This is a genomic window from Ruegeria sp. CI1, from assembly GCF_056536925.1.
Genome location: NZ_JBQFQP010000007.1, coordinates 58,032 through 75,449, shown reverse-complemented (window position 1 = coordinate 75,449; position 17,418 = coordinate 58,032). Strand labels below are relative to the sequence as shown.

The 17,418-nt window shown below is 61.3% G+C and carries 18 protein-coding genes; 8 read left to right on the top strand and 10 right to left on the bottom strand.

Annotated features, from left to right (window positions below; all coding sequences use genetic code 11):
* Positions 1-35 precede the first annotated feature (35 nt).
* Positions 36-1,217 carry a cytochrome P450 gene (locus ACR0LZ_RS10025; protein WP_480749818.1) on the top strand — a complete coding sequence of 394 codons (1,182 nt, stop codon included), beginning with the start codon at positions 36-38 and terminating at the stop codon, positions 1,215-1,217.
* Positions 1,218-1,226: 9 nt separating this feature from the next.
* On the opposite strand, the gene ACR0LZ_RS10020 is transcribed toward ACR0LZ_RS10025, so the two are convergent.
* Positions 1,227-1,706, bottom strand: a complete 480-nt coding sequence (locus ACR0LZ_RS10020) for an Lrp/AsnC family transcriptional regulator (RefSeq protein WP_480749663.1) — start codon at positions 1,704-1,706, stop codon at positions 1,227-1,229.
* Positions 1,707-1,952: 246 nt separating this feature from the next.
* Between ACR0LZ_RS10020 and ACR0LZ_RS10015 the strand changes: the two genes are divergently transcribed.
* From ACR0LZ_RS10015 to infC, 6 genes are all read left to right on the top strand, one after another.
* Positions 1,953-2,267: a DUF2849 domain-containing protein gene (locus ACR0LZ_RS10015; protein WP_480749662.1), complete on the top strand. Its 315-nt coding sequence runs from the start codon at positions 1,953-1,955 to the stop codon at positions 2,265-2,267.
* 60 nt (positions 2,268-2,327) lie between these two features.
* Complete coding sequence (locus ACR0LZ_RS10010) at positions 2,328-3,992, top strand: nitrite/sulfite reductase (RefSeq protein WP_480749661.1); 1,665 nt, start codon at positions 2,328-2,330, stop codon at positions 3,990-3,992.
* Positions 3,982-4,743, top strand: coding sequence for a phosphoadenylyl-sulfate reductase (locus tag ACR0LZ_RS10005; RefSeq protein WP_480749660.1), 762 nt, complete (start codon positions 3,982-3,984; stop codon positions 4,741-4,743). The genes ACR0LZ_RS10010 and ACR0LZ_RS10005 overlap by 11 nt, the downstream gene beginning before the upstream one ends.
* Positions 4,740-5,147 (top strand): DUF934 domain-containing protein, encoded by a 408-nt coding sequence (locus ACR0LZ_RS10000; protein ID WP_480749659.1) that lies wholly within the window; start codon positions 4,740-4,742, stop codon positions 5,145-5,147. Before ACR0LZ_RS10005 ends, ACR0LZ_RS10000 begins: the two co-directional genes overlap by 4 nt.
* A 106-nt stretch (positions 5,148-5,253) precedes the next feature.
* A complete protein-coding gene (locus ACR0LZ_RS09995; protein ID WP_480749658.1) occupies positions 5,254-6,087 on the top strand; it encodes a ferredoxin--NADP reductase in 834 nt (277 codons plus the stop codon).
* A 208-nt stretch (positions 6,088-6,295) separates the two neighbouring features.
* The gene (gene infC / locus ACR0LZ_RS09990) at positions 6,296-6,793 is read left to right on the top strand and encodes a translation initiation factor IF-3 (RefSeq protein ID WP_480749657.1); all 498 of its coding nucleotides are present in this window, start codon (positions 6,296-6,298) and stop codon (positions 6,791-6,793) included.
* An 83-nt stretch (positions 6,794-6,876) separates the two neighbouring features.
* Here the strand turns inward: infC and ACR0LZ_RS09985 are convergent, their stop codons facing one another.
* Positions 6,877-8,199: an aspartate aminotransferase family protein gene (locus ACR0LZ_RS09985; protein ID WP_480749656.1), complete on the bottom strand. Its 1,323-nt coding sequence runs from the start codon at positions 8,197-8,199 to the stop codon at positions 6,877-6,879.
* Positions 8,196-8,978: a beta-keto acid cleavage family enzyme gene (locus tag ACR0LZ_RS09980; protein WP_480749655.1), complete on the bottom strand. Its 783-nt coding sequence runs from the start codon at positions 8,976-8,978 to the stop codon at positions 8,196-8,198. The genes ACR0LZ_RS09985 and ACR0LZ_RS09980 overlap by 4 nt, the downstream gene beginning before the upstream one ends.
* Positions 8,979-9,073: 95 nt before the next feature.
* Here ACR0LZ_RS09980 and ACR0LZ_RS09975 point away from each other — a divergent pair, with 95 nt between their 5' ends.
* Positions 9,074-9,976 carry a MurR/RpiR family transcriptional regulator gene (locus ACR0LZ_RS09975; RefSeq protein ID WP_480749654.1) on the top strand — a complete coding sequence of 301 codons (903 nt, stop codon included), beginning with the start codon at positions 9,074-9,076 and terminating at the stop codon, positions 9,974-9,976.
* A 36-nt stretch (positions 9,977-10,012) separates the two neighbouring features.
* Here ACR0LZ_RS09975 and ACR0LZ_RS09970 read toward each other — a convergent pair whose 3' ends face one another.
* From ACR0LZ_RS09970 to ACR0LZ_RS09940, 7 genes are all read right to left on the bottom strand, one after another.
* Complete coding sequence (locus ACR0LZ_RS09970) at positions 10,013-10,804, bottom strand: FAD binding domain-containing protein (RefSeq protein WP_480749653.1); 792 nt, start codon at positions 10,802-10,804, stop codon at positions 10,013-10,015.
* A gap of 98 nt (positions 10,805-10,902) precedes the next feature.
* The gene (locus ACR0LZ_RS09965) at positions 10,903-13,266 is read right to left on the bottom strand and encodes a xanthine dehydrogenase family protein molybdopterin-binding subunit (protein WP_480749652.1); all 2,364 of its coding nucleotides are present in this window, start codon (positions 13,264-13,266) and stop codon (positions 10,903-10,905) included.
* Between the two features lie 81 nt (positions 13,267-13,347).
* Positions 13,348-13,833 (bottom strand): (2Fe-2S)-binding protein, encoded by a 486-nt coding sequence (locus tag ACR0LZ_RS09960; protein ID WP_480749651.1) that lies wholly within the window; start codon positions 13,831-13,833, stop codon positions 13,348-13,350.
* Between the two features lie 155 nt (positions 13,834-13,988).
* Positions 13,989-14,990, bottom strand: a complete 1,002-nt coding sequence (locus ACR0LZ_RS09955; RefSeq protein ID WP_480749650.1) for a molybdopterin-binding protein — start codon at positions 14,988-14,990, stop codon at positions 13,989-13,991.
* The gene (locus tag ACR0LZ_RS09950) at positions 14,987-15,955 is read right to left on the bottom strand and encodes an XdhC family protein (protein ID WP_480749649.1); all 969 of its coding nucleotides are present in this window, start codon (positions 15,953-15,955) and stop codon (positions 14,987-14,989) included. Before ACR0LZ_RS09950 ends, ACR0LZ_RS09955 begins: the two co-directional genes overlap by 4 nt.
* Before the next feature lie 139 nt (positions 15,956-16,094).
* Entirely contained in the window at positions 16,095-16,685 is a 591-nt protein-coding gene (locus tag ACR0LZ_RS09945; RefSeq protein ID WP_480749648.1) for a YeeE/YedE thiosulfate transporter family protein, read from the bottom strand.
* A 2-nt stretch (positions 16,686-16,687) separates the two neighbouring features.
* The gene (locus ACR0LZ_RS09940; protein WP_480749647.1) at positions 16,688-17,239 is read right to left on the bottom strand and encodes a YeeE/YedE thiosulfate transporter family protein; all 552 of its coding nucleotides are present in this window, start codon (positions 17,237-17,239) and stop codon (positions 16,688-16,690) included.
* Between the last annotated feature and the right edge of the window lie 179 nt (positions 17,240-17,418).

The following is a 17,418-nucleotide window of genomic DNA, read 5'->3' as shown; positions in this document are numbered from 1 at the left end:
TGCATTCACAGCGCCTCATGGCAAGTGTGCAGCCGATGAAGACGCTGCACCAGAACCCGACCGAACCCGGTTTTGTCCAGAACCCCTATCCGGTCTATCAGGCCGCACGGGCCGAGGGGCCGCTTGTATACTGGGCCGACTATGGCAAGCCCGCTGCGCTGAGTTATGACCTTGTTCACGGCCTGTTGCGCGACCGGCGGTTCGGGCGCGAGATTCCTGTCGAACTCGCCACCGCGGGTCCGTCACATCTTGCGCCCTGGCTGGCCGTCGAGGCGCACAGCCTGCTGGAGGCCGAGCCGCCCCGGCATACCCGCCTGCGGGCGCTGGTTCTGCGGGCCTTTACCTCGCGCGCGATCGCGGCGCTGGCCCCCGACATCGAAGCGCTGTGTCATGATCTGGCGGACAGGTTTCCAGATGGGCCTTTCGATTTGTTGCAGGCCTATTGCACCCAGGTGCCGGTTATCACCATCTGCCGCCTGCTGGGGGTACCCGAAGCTATGGCGCCGCAGCTGCTGCATTGGTCGCACGCGATGGTGGCGATGTACCAGGCCAGCCGGACACGTGAAACGGAAGAGACGGCGGCGCGAGCGGCGCAGGAGTTCACCGATTTTCTGCGGGACTATGTCGGGCAGCGCCGCTCGGACCCGCGCGACGATCTGATCACGCGGCTCATCTCCGCCGAGGAAGAGGGCGAGCGGCTGTCGACCGACGAATTGATCGCGACCTGCATACTGTTGCTGAATGCCGGCCATGAGGCAACGGTTCACGCACTAGGCAACGGTGTGAAAACCTTGCTGGAAACCGGAACCGATCCGACGGTTCTTGCGCCAGGCGCGATCGACCGAACGGTCGAGGAAATACTGCGGTTCGATCCACCGCTGCATATGTTCACGCGCTATGCCTATGAACCGGTCGAAGTCTGCGGCCATCGGTTCCAACGTGGCGATCAGGTGGCGCTGCTGCTGGGCGCCGCGAACCACGATCCGGCGATGTGGCAGCAGCCCGAGCTGTTCGATCCGTCGCGGCAGATCCAGACCAACACCAGCTTTGGCGCAGGCCTGCATTTCTGCGTCGGCGCACCACTGGCGCGGCTGGAAATGCGGATCGCGCTGCCGATCCTGTTCGAACGCTGCCCCGGCCTGCACCTTGTTGGAAAGCCAAGGTATTCCAACAGCTATCATTTCCACGGACTCGAGTCGCTGATGGTCCGGTGTTAGTTGGCGACCTCAGCCATCTGACAGCGCGTCAAGCGGCAGCATCGTGGTGGACTTGATCTCTTCCATCGACAACAACGCGGTGACGTTGTGCACGCGCACTTCCGAAATCAAGGCCTGATAGAAAGCGTCATATGCGCGGGCGTTTTTCACCCTGACCTTGAGGATATAGTCGATGTCGCCTGCCAGACGGTGGGCCTCCTGCACTTCGGGGCGATCTCGCAAGGCTTGCAGAAACCGTTTCTGCCATTCGGCCTCATGCTCGGAGGTGCGGATGAGTACAAAGAACGTGGCTTCGAACCCCAGCGCCTCGGCATCCAGCAAAACCGTCTGCTGCCCGATCACGCCCGCGCTTTTGAGCTTGCGGATTCGATTCCAGACCGGGGTCTTGGAACTGCCCACGCGGCTGGCGATTTCGTCCAGAGACTGGCTGGCATCGCGTTGCAGCTCGGCCAAAATTTTTCGATCCGTGTCGTCCAGGCGCATCGTCATTCCTGTTTTTCCCCATATTCGAAACCAATGTTCCGTTTTCTTATCAAGCTGGAACATGCGTCCTTATTTCTTCGCCCGTATGGCGAATTAGCGGGAATATTTCCTATATTGCAGAGCAAGTCAAACACATCGCACGGACTACCAATGCCCACGACGTACGCCAACATGGACACCCTGATTTTGACAGCCCCCCGACCGCTTGTCGCGGGTCGGGACGTGACGGATTTTTAACAAGGAGTTTACCTGATGGCCCGCGCATTCACGCCCAAAATCGTCACCGCCAATGATCTGCTGGAAGGCGACGTCGTTTATCTGACCGAGGACGACCGCTGGTCGCGCGAGTTGTCCGAAGCAGAGCTGATCACCGACGAAGCCCACGCGCAATTGCGCCTGCTCGATGCCGAACAGCAAACCGGCAAGGTGGTCGGGGTTTATCTGGCCGATGCTCTGCCGGGTGCGAACGGCCCCGAGCCAACGCATTTCCGGGAAGATTTCCGCCGGACTGGTCCGTCCAACTATGCCCACGGCAAACAGGAATCTTCCCCGCAGCCCCGGACCTGAATCAGGTCCCTTCTCCCCATCTAGGCCCCGGATCCGGGGCTGCAACAAGGACAGCAAACCATGTATCGCTACTCCGAGTTTGATCACGCCTTCCTCGCCGAACGCAACGCCCAGTTCCGCGCCCAGGTTGAGCGCCGCATTGACGGGTCGTTGACCGAGGATGAGTTCAAGCCGCTGCGCCTGATGAATGGCCTCTATCTGCAGTTGCACGCCTATATGCTGCGTGTCGCGGTACCCTATGGCACGCTCAACAGCGCGCAAATGCGGCAACTGGCCCTGCTGGCCGAGAAGTGGGACAAGGGCTATGGCCATTTCACCACGCGGCAGAACATCCAGTATAACTGGCCCAAGCTGAAGGACGTGCCGGACATGCTGGATGCGCTGACCGAAGTTGGCATGCACGCCATTCAGACCAGCGGCAACACCATCCGAAACGTGACCGCCGACCACTTTGCGGGTGCCGCCGCAGATGAGGTCGCTGATCCACGCCCGTATGCGGAGCTTCTGCGTCAGTGGTCGACCGACCACCCGGAATTCCAGTTCATGCCGCGCAAGTTCAAGATTGCCATCACCGGGTCCGAAAACGACCGCGCCGTGATCAAGGCGCATGACATCGGCCTGCAACTGGTCGAACGTGACGGGGTACTGGGCGCCCGTGTCATCGTCGGCGGTGGTCTGGGTCGGACACCCATGATCGGCAAGGAATTGTCCGAGTTCGTCGCCTTTGACGATCTGCTCGCCTATCTCGAAGCCACCGTTTCCGTGTGGAACCAGATCGGCCGCCGCGACAACAAGTACAAGGCGCGCATCAAGATCACCGTGCACGAGAACGGTATCGACACCATTCGCGCCAAGGTCAACGAACGATTCCTGAAGGTGCGCCCGCAGTTCAAAGGCGCGGATATGAACCTGCTGGAAGAGATCAAGGGCCACTTTGCGCCGCCGTCCTTCCGCCAAGCTTCGGTCGCGTCGTTCGAGGCGGCCTATACCAACGACCCGGTTTTCCGCTCGTGGGTCGATACCAACATCGCGCCGCACAAAAACGCGGACCACGCGATTGTCACGATCTCGATCAAGAAGCATGGGGCAACGCCGGGTGACGCAACTGCCGAGCAGATGCGCGTGATGGCCGATCTGGCCGAAAAGTTCGCCTATGACGAGCTGCGCATCAGCCATGAGCAGAACGTGATCCTGCCGCATGTTCACAAGTCGGACCTGCCCACGATCCATGCGAAGCTGAAGGAATACGAACTGGCCACCGCCAATATCGGCCTGATCAGTGACATTATCGCCTGCCCCGGTATGGATTATTGCGCGCTGGCGACGGCGCGGTCGATCCCGGTCGCACAACAGATTGCAACCCGGTTCGAAGAACTGAAGCTGGAAAACGACATCGGCGAACTGAAGATCAAGATCTCGGGCTGCATCAACGCCTGTGGTCACCACCATGTCGGTCATATCGGAATTCTGGGCCTCGACCGCGCGGGCGTGGAAAACTACCAGATCACGCTGGGCGGCGACGCAACCGAAACCGCCGCGATTGGCGAGCGGGTCGGACCGGGCTTTGCCTATGACGAGATCGTTCCGGCCGTGGAACGTCTGGTTTACGCCTATCTCGACCTGCGCGACGGGGCCGACGAAAGCTTCCTGCAGGCTTACCGCCGTCTGGGCATGGCACCGTTCAAGGCTGCCCTCTACCCCGAGGCTCGGGCCAATGCCGCTTGACGAGATCCAGACCGAACTGGGCAAGGATCGCAGCGCGCTGACCGAAAAGGTCGATGCGCTCAATGCCCGGTTCCGTCACCACAGCGCCCATGACGTCATGCATGGCGCACTGGATGAGGCTGGCGAGATCGTCCTGGTATCCAGCTTTGGCGCGGAATCGGTTGTGCTGCTGCACATGGCGGCGGTGATCGACAAGGCCACGCCGGTGCTGTTTGTCGATACGCTGATGCTGTTCACCGAAACGCTGATCTATCAGCAGGAGGTCAGCGAAAGGCTGGGCCTGCGCAATGTGCGGATCATACGCGCGGATCAAGAGGATCTGGATCGTTCCGACCCTTACGGCGCTCTGCGTCTGCGGGATACCGATGCCTGCTGCACACTGCGCAAGACCATTCCTCTGCAACGGGCGCTTGCGGGCTATGACGGCTGGATCACCGGGCGCAAACGGTTCCAGTCGGGCACGCGCGCGACGCTCGATTTCTTCGAGGTCGAGGACGGTACCGGACGGATCAAGGTCAACCCGCTGGCCCATTGGGCGCCAGAGGATGTGCGCGCCTATATGGAAGAAAACAACCTGCCCCGGCACCCGCTGGTGGCCAAGGGCTATCCGTCGATCGGTTGTGCGCCCTGTACATCAGCCGTCAAGCAAGGCGAAGACCCCCGCGCCGGACGCTGGCGCGATCAGAACAAGGAAGAATGCGGCATCCATTTTGTAGATGGCAAGATGGTCCGCGTTGGAGAGACGAAATGAATGTAATCGTGACCGATGAGGGCTTTGCCCCAGATGACTGGACCGACGGCTTTGTCACCCTCGACGATGCCGCAAACGATGTAGTGGCACTCGATGTAAGTTCGGATACCGACCCGGACGAGCTGTACGACCGTTTGGGCAACACCCGGATGGTGCGGGTGGATTTCCCCTCCTTCGCCGACGGCCGCGGCTTTACCATTGCCCGCACCCTGCGCCTGAAAGGCTATACGGGCCGGTTGCGCGCCAAGGGGCATGTACTGGCAGACCAGTATGCGATGGCACGGCGCAGCGGATTTGATGAAGTCGAGATCGACCATAATCTTGCCAACCGCCAGCCCGAGGATCAGTGGCTGGCCCGTGCCGACTGGCAGTCTCACAACTATCAGTCCCGCCTGCGCGGCTGATCATCACAATCATTTGTACACTAACAAAAGGGGAGACTTTCCCCTTTTCATGACGTATATCAAAGAATATGGAGAGGCGCCGGTCTAGCAGGCCGGTAGTGAAACGATGACAGAGATGAAATCCGTGACCGAAGCCACCGCAGTCAAAGCCCCCGTCCTGCCCGACGCCCAGACCGTTCTGGATGTGAAACACTGGACCGACCGCCTGTTCTCGTTCAAGGTGTCGCGCCCTCAATCGCTGCGGTTCCGCTCGGGTGAGTTCGTGATGATCGGCCTGCTGGGTGACAACGGCAAACCGCTGCTGCGCGCCTATTCGATTGCCTCGCCGTCATGGGACGAAGAACTGGAGTTTTACTCGATCAAGGTCCAGGATGGCCCGCTGACCTCGAAGCTGCAGCATATCAAGCCCGGCGACCAGATCATCCTGCGGCCCAAGCCCGTGGGCACGCTGGTGCATGACGCGCTGCTGCCCGGCAAGCGAATCTGGTTCTTTGCCACCGGCACCGGTTTTGCCCCGTTCGCCTCGCTGCTGCGCGAGCCGCAGACCTACGAGGATTACGACGAGGTGATCATCACCCACACCTGCCGCGACGTGGCCGAACTGGAATATGGCCGCCAGTTGATCGAAAGCATCAAGCAGGACGAAATGCTGGCCGAACTGATCGGCGAAGGCTTTGGGAACAAGATCCGCTATTACCCCACCACCACGCGCGAAGAGAGCCCCAAGATGGGCCGCATCACCAACCTGTTGAAAGATGGCACGGTGTTTGCCGATCTGGGCATCGACGGCGGCATCAAGCCCGAAACGGATCGTGCGATGGTCTGTGGCTCGCTGGCGTTCAACCACGACATCAAGGCGATCCTCGAAGAGTTCGGCCTGCGCGAGGGCGCGAATTCCGAACCCAAAGAGTTCGTGATCGAAAAGGCCTTTGTCGGGTAAGACGGCGAGAACCCCCGATTTGTCGGGACTCTTCACAGTATCATTGTGACATATAGACGATATTTCCGCCTTTGCCGGCGCGAAGCCGCTTGAAACGGCTGACGCGCCGGTCTAAATTCCGGCCTCGTTATTCTGCAATCAGCAAAGGAATGAACCCATAGCCCGCAGACCTCACAACGCGCCGCCGCAACGCGAAACCGGCCCGCGCGTGAACGAAAAGATCCGTGCCCCCGAAATCCGCCTGATCGGCGCTGACGGCGAAAATGTCGGGGTGGTTCATCCCGCAAAAGCCCTGCAAATGGCCGAAGAAGCCGGTCTCGACCTGGTCGAGATCTCGCCGAACGCCACGCCGCCGGTCTGCAAGATCATGGACTTTGGCAAATACAAGTACGAACAGCAGAAACGCGAGAGCGAAGCCCGCAAGAAACAGAAAATCATCGAGGTGAAGGAGATCAAGTTCCGTCCCAACACCGATACGCATGATTACGATGTGAAGATGCGGAACGTCGTGAAGTTTCTGGAAAACGGCGACAAGGTCAAGATCACCCTTCGCTTCCGCGGCCGTGAAATGGCCCACCAGAATCTGGGTCGTGAGCTGCTGGAACGGGTGGCCGAGGACATCAAGGAAATCGGCAAGATTGAGAACATGCCGAAGATGGAAGGCCGTCAGATGATCATGATGATCGGCCCGCTGCCGCAGAAATAACCCGACTGATATTCGTTGTTTCGACCCCGTCAGAAAGCGTCTGGCGGGGTTTTCCATTTCAAGCCTTTTGCGACTTATGCCATTCAGCCGGACACTGCTTCGGCGAGAGCGATGGATAGCTTTTCAACCAGTTCACCGATTTGCGCGTCTTCAATGATGAAAGGTGGCGCCAGCAGGATGTGATCACCGTTTTTCCCGTCACGCGTGCCGGACATGGGATAACAGATCAGCCCGCTTTCAAGGGCTGCCTTTTTCACCTTGCCCGCGATCCCCAAGGACGGATCGAACGGCTCCTTGCTGTCGCGATCGCGCACCAGTTCGATGCCGCGAAACAGCCCCCGCCCTCGAATGTCGCCGACATGCGGGTGCTGACCAAATGCCGCTTCCAGCGCCGATTGCAGTTTTTTCCCCATGACGCCCGCCCGCGCTGGCAGGTCTTTCGAGGTCAACTCGGTCACCACCGCCAGGGCGGCGGCGGTTGCCACGGGATGACCGACATAGGTATGCCCATGCTGGAAAAACCCCGACCCGTCGCGGATCGCGGCATAGATCGTCTTGCTGCAAAGCATTGCACCGATCGGCTGATACCCGGCCCCCAACCCCTTGGCGATGCACAGGATATCCGGTGCTATGCCCTCATGGTCACAGGCGAACAGGTGCCCGGTGCGCCCCATACCGCACATCACCTCGTCGAGAATCAGCAGCACACCATACTGATCGCAGATCTCGCGGATGCGTTTGAAATACCCTTCGACCGCGGGCACCGCCCCAAGGGTTGCGCCAACGACGGGTTCCGCCATGAAAGCCATAACGGTTTCCGGCCCAAGGCGCAGGATTTCGGCCTCCAGCTCGCTCGCGACCCGCTGACCATAGTCAAAACTGCTCTCGCCCTCGGGCTTTTCAGCGTATTCGTAGCAGGCCGGGATGTGGCTCATCTCGATCAACAGCGGCGCGAACTGTGCCCGACGCCAGGCGTTGCCCCCTGCCGAAAGCGCCCCCAACGTGTTGCCGTGATAGCTTTGCCGACGGGCGATCACGCGGCGGCGCTCTGGCTGTCCGGTTTCCAGGAAATACTGTCGCGCCAGCTTGATTGCGGCCTCGGTCGCCTCGGACCCGCCCGAGACGAAATAGACCCGGTCAAGATCTCCCGGCGCATGTTCGATGAGCAAATCCGCCAGCCGTTCAGCCGGGTCCGAAGTCATGAAGCCCGTATGGGCAAAAGCCAGCTTTTCCACCTGTTCCTGAACCGCGCGGATGACGTTCTGGTTCGAATGTCCAAGGCAGGATACCGCGGCGTCGCCGCAGTCCAAATAGCGTTTGCCCGCCGCGTCGATCAGGTAACAGCCGTCACCACCCACGGCGACAGGCAAAACCGATTTGGTGTGGCGGGGGAATACATGGCTCATATCCGGCTCCTTTCGAGCGCTTGAACAAGGGCCGCAACCGAAGCGGCGTTGTCGGCCCAGGGGGTGTTTTCAGAATCGGTCAGGCTGTTTTCAAATCCAACCCTCAGATCGCCCCCGCGTCGGGCCGCTTCGATCAGGCAGGTGTGTTCATCGGGCCCAAAGGCACAGACCATCCACGGCGCACCCGTTGGCAGGAAAGGCTTCAAATCGTCCGGGCATGATTTCTGACCCGCCGTGTAACGGCCCAGAACGAACAACCGATCCACTTGTTCCGGACGCACGGTTCCCCTGGCCTGCCAGAGATCCAGCAGTGCGGCATCCTTTTTGTCATAGACAATATGCTGAACACGCGTGTCCTGTTCAGCGCAGGCCCCGTAAATCCTGTCTGCGAGGTCCGGCGCGCGCGCAACTTCACGCACCGAGATCGAGGCCCATTCGGGCTGCACCTGTGTCAGGCAATGCAGTTGCTCGGGAACATCATAAAGGCCGGCGGATTCGGTGGTGATCTGGATGTCCATGGTGGGGACCGTTCGCCGAAGCTCCTCGATGACCTCGCGATAGCGCCCGGCGTCCAGCGAATGGCGGCCTTCATCATCGCGCACATGCAGATGCACCCCCTGCGCCCCGGCCGCGTGACAGGCACCTGCGCTCGCCACGATCTCATCAGGGCTCAGCGGAACTGCCGGATGGTCCGCATGAGTTCGGCGCGCACCGTTCATCGCGACCAGCAGATAAGGATCTCGCTTTTTTTCCTGAGGCGTTGTGCGGGCATTTTCCAAGACGTTCATCCGGTAAGAAGGCATCGTGGTTTACATGAAAGGAGCCGCCGACGTTTTCAACTTGAAAAAATAAGAACATATGTTTTTGTTTTGTCATGCCGACTCAATCACACTTGCAAATCATCGACCGCCTCAGGACGGAAATTGACACCCTGCCGCCGCAACTGCAGGCCGTAGCGAAATACATCATTGACCACCCCGGCGATTTCGGGATTGATCCGATCCGGCTGACGGCGGACAAGGTCGGTGTCAGCTCGAACTCGCTGGTTCGGCTTTCCGACCGCATGGGCTTTGACGGGTTCGAAGACTTTCGCGCGCCGTTCCGCAACGCTCTTGTCACCGAAGGCGAAGACCGGCTTGGCATCGATTGGCTGGACAGTCTGGCGCAGGGTGACGGTATCGCAAAGGTTCAGGCCGGTCTGGCCCGCAACGAGATCAACGTGGTGTCCCGATCGCTGCGGCAGATGGACCCGGCCAAGGTGGAAACAGCCGTCGACTTCATGACCCGGTCGCGCCGCTGCTTTGTCACGGCGACGCGGGTCAGTTACGCGCTGGCCTATTATTTTCACTATGTCGGGCGCATGGCGCTGCCGGGGTTGCAACTGGTCCCGCGTCACATGGGATCGGCGGTGGACGATCTGCTGGATGCGGATGAGGACGACTGCCTGTTGGCCGTCACGGTGGCCCCCTATTCCGCCGAGACGATCAAGTCGCTGAGATTCGCACGGGGACGGGGAGCGCGGATCATTCTGGTTTCCGACAGCGACATCATCGCCCCCAAGATCGATCCCGACATCGTGTTTCCGGTCAGCACCCGGTCGCAACATCATTTCGGCTGCTTCGCCGGGGCGATGGTGGTGCTGGAATGCCTGCTCGGCCATCTCGTCGCCGCAGGCGGGCGCGAGGCGCGCAAACGCATCTCGGACTACGAGGCGATGCGCGAAGATACCGGGGCCTATTGGAAAGCCCCGAAACCTCCGCGCGTCCGTGGGGCGTGAACCTGCGTTTGTGGCAGGTCATGCCCGGAGTTGAGCTCAGCCCGCAGCCTGAACCGCGCGCCGCGCCATGACACCGACAAGATGCGCGCGGTATTCCTTGCTGCCGTGCAGGTCCCCGATCATGTTCAGGTGATTGATCCTGAGATCCATCAGGGCGTCCGCGCGGAACTCCTTGTTCAGCGCCTGTTCCGCCTCGGTCCAACGAAACACGCCGTTCTCGCTGGCTCCTGTCACGGCCACCCTCACGCCATCCGCGAAACGGGCGACAAAGACCCCCACAAGCGCAAAGCGCGAGGCAGGTTGCAGGAACTTCTGATAGCTTGCCGTCTGCGGCACCGGAAACCGGACCGAGGTGATGATCTCGCCATCCGCCAGGGTGGTGGTGAACATGCCTTCAAAGAAATCATCCGCCGCAATCCGGCGCCCGTTGGTGACGATGGTCGCGCCCGATCCAAGCGCTGCCGCCGGATAACAGGCCGCAGGGTCATTGTTGGCCAGCGAACCGCCGATCGTGCCGCGATTGCGCACCGCCGGATCACCGATATGGCCGGCCAGATCGGCCAGCGCCGGATATTTGTCCGCCGCCTCCCGCGCCACAGTGGCATGTGTCGTGGCACCGCCGATCGCCAATGAGCCGTCATCCTCGACGCACACGCCCTGCATCTCGGAGATCCCGCTCAGGCTGACCAGCCTGGCAGGGGCCGCCAAACGCTGCTTGAGCGTCGGGATCAAAGTCTGCCCGCCACCCAGCGCCTGCGCCTCCTCGGAAGCCAGCGCAGATACCGCTTCGGCAATCGTCGAGGGTTTTTCAAATTCGAAACTGTACATTTCGTCCTCCTGAAGTCTCAAAGCCCAGGGCTTCTGCTTCATCTTTTCCCAAATACTTCGGGGGTCCGGGGGCTGGCCCCCGGTCCGCCCTGATCAGATCAACCATGCATCGCGGTCCAGACGCGCGACGGGCTGACCGGCATGTCGATATGACCGACCTGCTTGCCCGCCGAATGCAGCGCATCGATCACCGCATTCACCACCGCAGGCGGCGAGCCGATGGCCCCGGCCTCGCCACAGCCTTTTACGCCCAGCGGGTTGTGGGTGCACGGCGTCTGGCTGGAATGATCAACCGCATAGAACGGCACGTCATCGGCGCGCGGCATGGCATAGTCCATGAAAGATGCGCTGAGCAGCTGACCGTTTTCGTCATAGACGCAGTTTTCCAACAGCGCCTGGCCGATCCCCTGGCCCAGTCCGCCATGAACCTGGCCGTCAACGATCATCGGGTTGATGATATTGCCGAAATCGTCCGCCGCGGTGAAGCGCTGGATCGAAACCTGGCCGGTATCCGGATCGACCTCGACCTCGCAGGCATAGGCGCCCGCCGGATAGGTGAAGTTCGCCGGATCGTAGAACGCGGTTTCCTCCAGCCCCGGTTCAAGGTCTTCCAGCGGATAGTTGTGCGGCACATAGGCCGTCAGCGTGACATCGCCCCAGGCCACCGACTTGTCGGTGCCCGCGACCGTGAACTGGCCGTCCTTGAGCTCGATATCCGCGTCCGAGGCTTCCATCAAATGGGCCGCGATCTTCTTGGCCTTGTTGATGACCTTCTCGGTCGCCCGCACCATGGCAGAGCCACAGACCGCCAGCGAGCGCGAGCCATAGGTCCCCATTCCGAAGGGGATCTTGGAGGTGTCGCCATGCACGATTTCAATCATCGACTCGTCGATACCGATCATCTCGGCCACGATCTGCGGGAACGAGGTTTCGTGCCCCTGCCCGTGACTGTGGGCGCCTACCATGACGCTGATCGAGCCGGTGGCGTTCACCCGTACTGTCGCGGCGTCATAAAGCCCTGCCCGCGCGCCCAGCATGCCCACGATGTTCGACGGCGCGATGCCACAAGCCTCGATATAGCAATTGATGCCCAGCCCGCGCAGCTTGCCATTGGCCTCGCTTTCCGCGCGGCGGGCGGCGAAACCGGCGATGTCGGCGGCGGCCTCAAGCTTGTCCATCGTGCCGTGATAATTGCCGGTGTCATAAGTCAGCGCCACCGGCGTGTCATAGGGGAACTGGGTGATGAAGTTCTGCCGGCGCAGCGCGATGGGATCGACCCCCAATTCGCGCGCGGCCTTGTCGATCACCCGTTCCAGCTGGAACGTCGCCTCGGGGCGACCTGCGCCGCGGTAAGCATCGACCGGCACGGTATTGGTGAACATACCCTTGACGTTGATCTGAATGACCGGCGTCGTGTAATTGCCCGCCATCAGCGTGCCATGCAGATAGGTCGGCACCGAACTGGAGAACGTCGACAGATACGCGCCGAGATTGGCATAGGTATCCGTGCGCAACCCGACGAAATTGTTATCCGCATCCAGCGCCAGTTCGATCTTGGTGACGTGGTCACGGCCCTGCGCATCCGACAGGAAGGCCTCGGACCGGCTGGCGGTCCATTTGACCGGGCGGTTGCAGGCCTTGGCCGCAAAAGTGCAGAACGCTTCTTCGGCATAGTGGAAGATCTTTGAGCCGAAACCGCCCCCCACATCCGGGGCCACGACACGGACCTTGTGCTCGGGCAGACCCAGCACAAAAGCGCACATCAAAAGCCGGATCACATGCGGGTTCTGCGAGGTGGTGTAGAGCGTGTATTCGTCCGTTCCCCGGCTGTACTCGGCCACGGCAACGCGCGGCTCCATCGGGTTGGCGACCAGTCGGTTGTTGGTCAGTTCCAGCGTGGTGACATGGGCGGCGTTGGCAAATGCCTCGTTCACCTTGGCGTCGTCGGTTTCGCCGATCACCCAGTCATAGCAGATGTTCGAAGTCAGATCGTCGTGAACCTTGGTGGCGCCGTCCTGCGCCGCCGCCTTCATATCTATCACCGCCGGCAGTTCTTCGATGTCAAAGACGATGGCCTCGGCCGCGTCGCGGGCCTGTTCCAGGCTGTCGGCCACGACCGCCGCAATGGGATCGCCCACGTGCCGGACCTTGCCCTGTGCCAGGATCGGGTGCGGCGGTTCCTGCATGGGGTTTCCATGCCGGTCGCTGACCTGCCAGCCGCAGGGTATGCCCCCCACACCTTCGAAATCGGCGCCGGTGAACACGCGCACCACGCCCGGCATCGCCGCGGCGTCCGTGGTGTCGATGCTGTTGATCTTTCCATGTGCGATATCAGAGCGCAGGAAATAGACATAGGCCTGTCCCCGCACATTGATGTCGTCGGTGTAATTGCCCGCTCCGGTCAGAAAGCGCACGTCCTCGCGGCGCTTGGAACTGGCTCCGATGCCACTGTCTTTGGGCATTGCTTGTTCTCCTCCCATAAACGGGTGCAGTTGCGCACCCTCTCCTCTCCCACGGGCGTCGTCGTCACGCCCGCAGCGACATCATTCGGCGGCGATGGAACCGACGTCGTGCCCGGACGCGGCCATGATCGCCTTGACGATGTTGTGGTAGCCGGTGCAGCGGCACAGGTTGCCTTCGAGGTATTTGCGGATTTCCGCCTCGGTCGGTTTGGGATTGTCCTTGAGCAGCGCCGATGCGCTCATCACCATGCCGGGTGTGCAAAAGCCGCATTGCAAACCGTGGTGATCCTGAAATGCCTGCTGGATCACGTTGAGCGAGCCGTCGGCATTGGCCTGCCCCTCGATGGTGCCGACATCGGCCCCGTCGGCCTCGAGCGCCAGCATGTTGCAGGATTTGACCGCCTCGCCGTTGACGTGAACCACGCAGGCGCCGCATTGCGCGGTGTCACATCCGACATGGGTTCCGGTCAGCGACAGGTGATCGCGCAGAAAGCTGGACAACAACGTCCGGCCTTCGACATCACCGCTCACGGACTTGCCGTTCACGGTCATGGTGACCTGTGTCATGAGATCCTCCCTTTTGATTTTTTCTCCCTTGTTTCGGAGTTAAACACGGCAAATTTCTTTTGAGAACAAAAATATTTGTCAATTTTCCGGGCAAGCTTCGCGCCTGACCTGCACCATCTAAGCCAGCTTGGAACGGTGCCAAAAGTGCCGTTGCGTCACTTTGCTTTGCCTGCGCGCGGCTGCGGACGCGTGGGGATTTCCTTGAGTAATCCACCCACGCCCATGGCGGCGATATCCGCACCGGTGGTTTCGATTCCGCAGGCCACGCGCGACAACACCCAGTCGGCTCCGTTCAACGCCGGAGATCGCGCGCACCCCGGCAGGCCGATCACCGGGCGCGCGCCAATCAGCCCCAAAAACAGCAGGTTGCCCGGATCGACCGGCATGCCGAACCGGTCGACTTGCCCCCCGGCGGCGCGCACCGCGTCCGGCGCAACATCATGCGGGTCCGAAGTGGCCGAGCCGGTGAGGATCAACACAATGTCCCCACGCACCACGGCAAGCGCCTCAGCAAGATCCTGCATCGTGTGCGGCACGGTCCGGATATCCGCCAGTTCCATGCCCAGCGTCTCGATCCGGGCGCGAACCGATGCGATGCCCTTGTCGTTCGGCGGTCCGCCGGGAATGTCGGTGACTACCAGACCGGCGGAGGCATGCACTGGCCGAACCAGCCGGATCGCACCTTGTGCCAGCGATGCGGCCCGTTCGACATCGGTGCGCGGCACGGCATAGGAAATCACCTTGATCGTCGCCACCATGCCGCCCGCGTCCATCTGCTGATATTGCGGCACAGTGGCGACGGTGATCATCGGATGCACCTGATTGAACTTCTCGATGGCCGCAACATCCAGCACGACCACACCGGGACCGTCGGCCAGAATGTTGACCCGACCGGTGAACGGCTCCGTCACACGAACGTTGGCCTTTTCGGGATCGGGCACCAGGGCTGCGGCCAGGGTTTGTGCCGCCTCGTTTTCGTGGCAATCGCCGGGTTCCATCCGCGCCACGATCACCTCGACGACACCCGCCCGGGACAAATCCTCCAGATGATCCGCACCCAGCGTGATGCCCTTGCGCAGCTTGCGTTGACAGGCCTTCACCGAATGCGCGAGGATCGCGCCTTTGGCATTTGCGACGGGGACCGGACCGAATTTCACGCCTTGCCCCGCAGCACGGCCGTCATCTCGGCCAGGACCGAAACGGCGATTTCCGCCGGCCCCGCGGCACCGATATCCAGACCGACAGGCCCGTGAATGCGCGCGATATCCGCGTCATTGAAACCTGCGGCCTTCATCCGCTCCACCCGCTTGCCTTGGGTGCGGCTCGACCCGAGCGCGCCGATATAGAAAACGTCCGCTCGCAAAGCCGCCTGCAACGCGGGATCATCCAGTTTGGGATCATGGGTCAGCAGCACCAGTGCCGTGCGCGCATCCAGCCCGAGCTTTGCAACCGCCTCGTCCGGCCAGTCTGTGAGGATCGTCTCGCCCGGAAACCGTTTGGCCGACGCAAACGCCTCGCGCGGGTCGATGATCACCGGGTCATAACCCGCGATGCGGGCCATCGGCACCAGCGCCTGCGCGATATGGACAGCACCGACGACGATCAGGCGCAAGGGCGGGTTGTGCACGGCCACAAAGGTCTGGCCGTCCTCTTCAAAGCCCGACCGATCCATGCGCATGCGCTCGGCATAGGCGCCGCGCTTCAACTCCCGATGGCCGGTGGCCAGGTTGACTTCATAGGCCAGCGGCTGACGCCCGGCCCGCGCGGTTACGAGTTCTGCCAGCATCACCTCGGGCAGAACCGATCCGACCGGCTCTACCAGCACGCGGATGGTGCCCCCACAGGCCAGGCCGACGGCAAAGGCGTCTTCGTCGCTGACGCCGAACTCCAGAAGGCGGGCCTCGCCCTCGTCGATGGCCTCCAACGCCTCGACGATCACCGCGCCCTCGACGCAGCCGCCCGAAACCGATCCCTCGATACGCCCGTCACCACCGATGGCCAGTTGCGCTCCGACCCGGCGGGGCGCGCTGCCCCAGGTCTCGACCACGGTCGCCAATGCCGCGCCGGTACCCTTCCGGTGCCAGCGCAATGCGGTTTCGGGACTGTTGTCGAATCGGTCCATCTGCTCCTCCCAGGGTCCTTGCGTCCAACATAGGGAGGAATCGGGCAATGAAAAGCGGCCCGGCGGGAACACGGAACGCCGGGCCGCACACACGTGGCGGGAATGATAGCGCGAGTCGCCACGCGTATTCTGTAGGCGCTTATTCGGCGGGTTGGGTTTCGGTCGCCTGCCCGACCAGCCGCTCAGGCAGGATAAAGGCCACGAGGATGAAAACCAGGCCAAGCGCGATGCCCAGAACATCCCCGGGCAGCCCCGTCAGCCCATCGAACTTCGATCCCGAAACCGTGCCCAACGTGACCTTGCCGCCGGCGATGTCGCTTAACAGACCCGAGGCTTTCCATGCTGGATACGTCACCATATAGGCTGCGGCGCCCAGCAACCCGCCGGCAATGAAAAACAGCGCATCCTTGCGTCCGGATACTGCGGCGACAACGCCGGTACCCGGGCAATACCCCGAAAACGCCCAGCCCGCGCCCAGCAAAAGACCGCCAATAAACACGCCGACATAGGCCGACTTGACCGACATATGCCCCACATCGACCAGACCCAGCATCTGGCCGCCGAACATCAGGACCGAGCCGGTGCCGATCGCCAGCAGGATCGCCTTGGCAAGGTTGAGATTGGTCAGGTTCAGCATCGCATTGATATAAGAGGGGTTCGCGGCCCCCACCCGATCAAGCACCACTCCAAAGGCGGCGCCGATCAGCAGGGCAAGAAGAATCGAAGTCATGGTCAGACCTCCTTTCTGAACATCATGATCGAAACGGGTATGGCGGCGGCAAAGGCTCCGGCGGCAAAGATGTAACCGCTGAGCGCCGTCTGCATCATCCCCGACATCATGTGGCCGGATGTGCATCCCCCCGCCAGGCGCGCGCCGTACAGAACGACGAAACCGCCCAGGAACGCGGCGGCATAGCGTTTGACCGGGCTGTCCCCGAAATTGGCGCGCCAGAGGGCGGGCATGGTGCGTTCGGACGCGCTCAGACCGCCGCGTGCCAGCACAGACAGGAACCCGCCGATCATCATGGCGATCACGAAGACAAAGGAATAGTTGAGCGGATTGGCAACCGATTTGGCGTATTTGCCACCCGATTTCGCCAGATAGGCGTTGGTCGAGGTGTACCCCTCGTCCGTTTGGGTGACGAGTTCCGGATTGACGATATCCGCCACAATCCCGTCAAGGATCACGAATTGCGTCGAAACACCGATGGGCTTGACCAGCAGGACGGCGGCAAAAAAGACCAGTCCCAGCAAAAGCCCTCCGGTTTTCCAGTTCAAAGGCATGGCGTTTCCTTTCGGATTTCACATTCTGCTATCAGAATATAATTCATATTCCAAGAACTGCATGACATAGATCAAGTTCGGATATCTCGGCATGGAGATTTCCGTTTGACAAAACCCGGGCTGGCGTGGCGATCATTGCCCTCGGGGCGCTCCGGCAAGGTCAGGGCTTTCGTTATCTG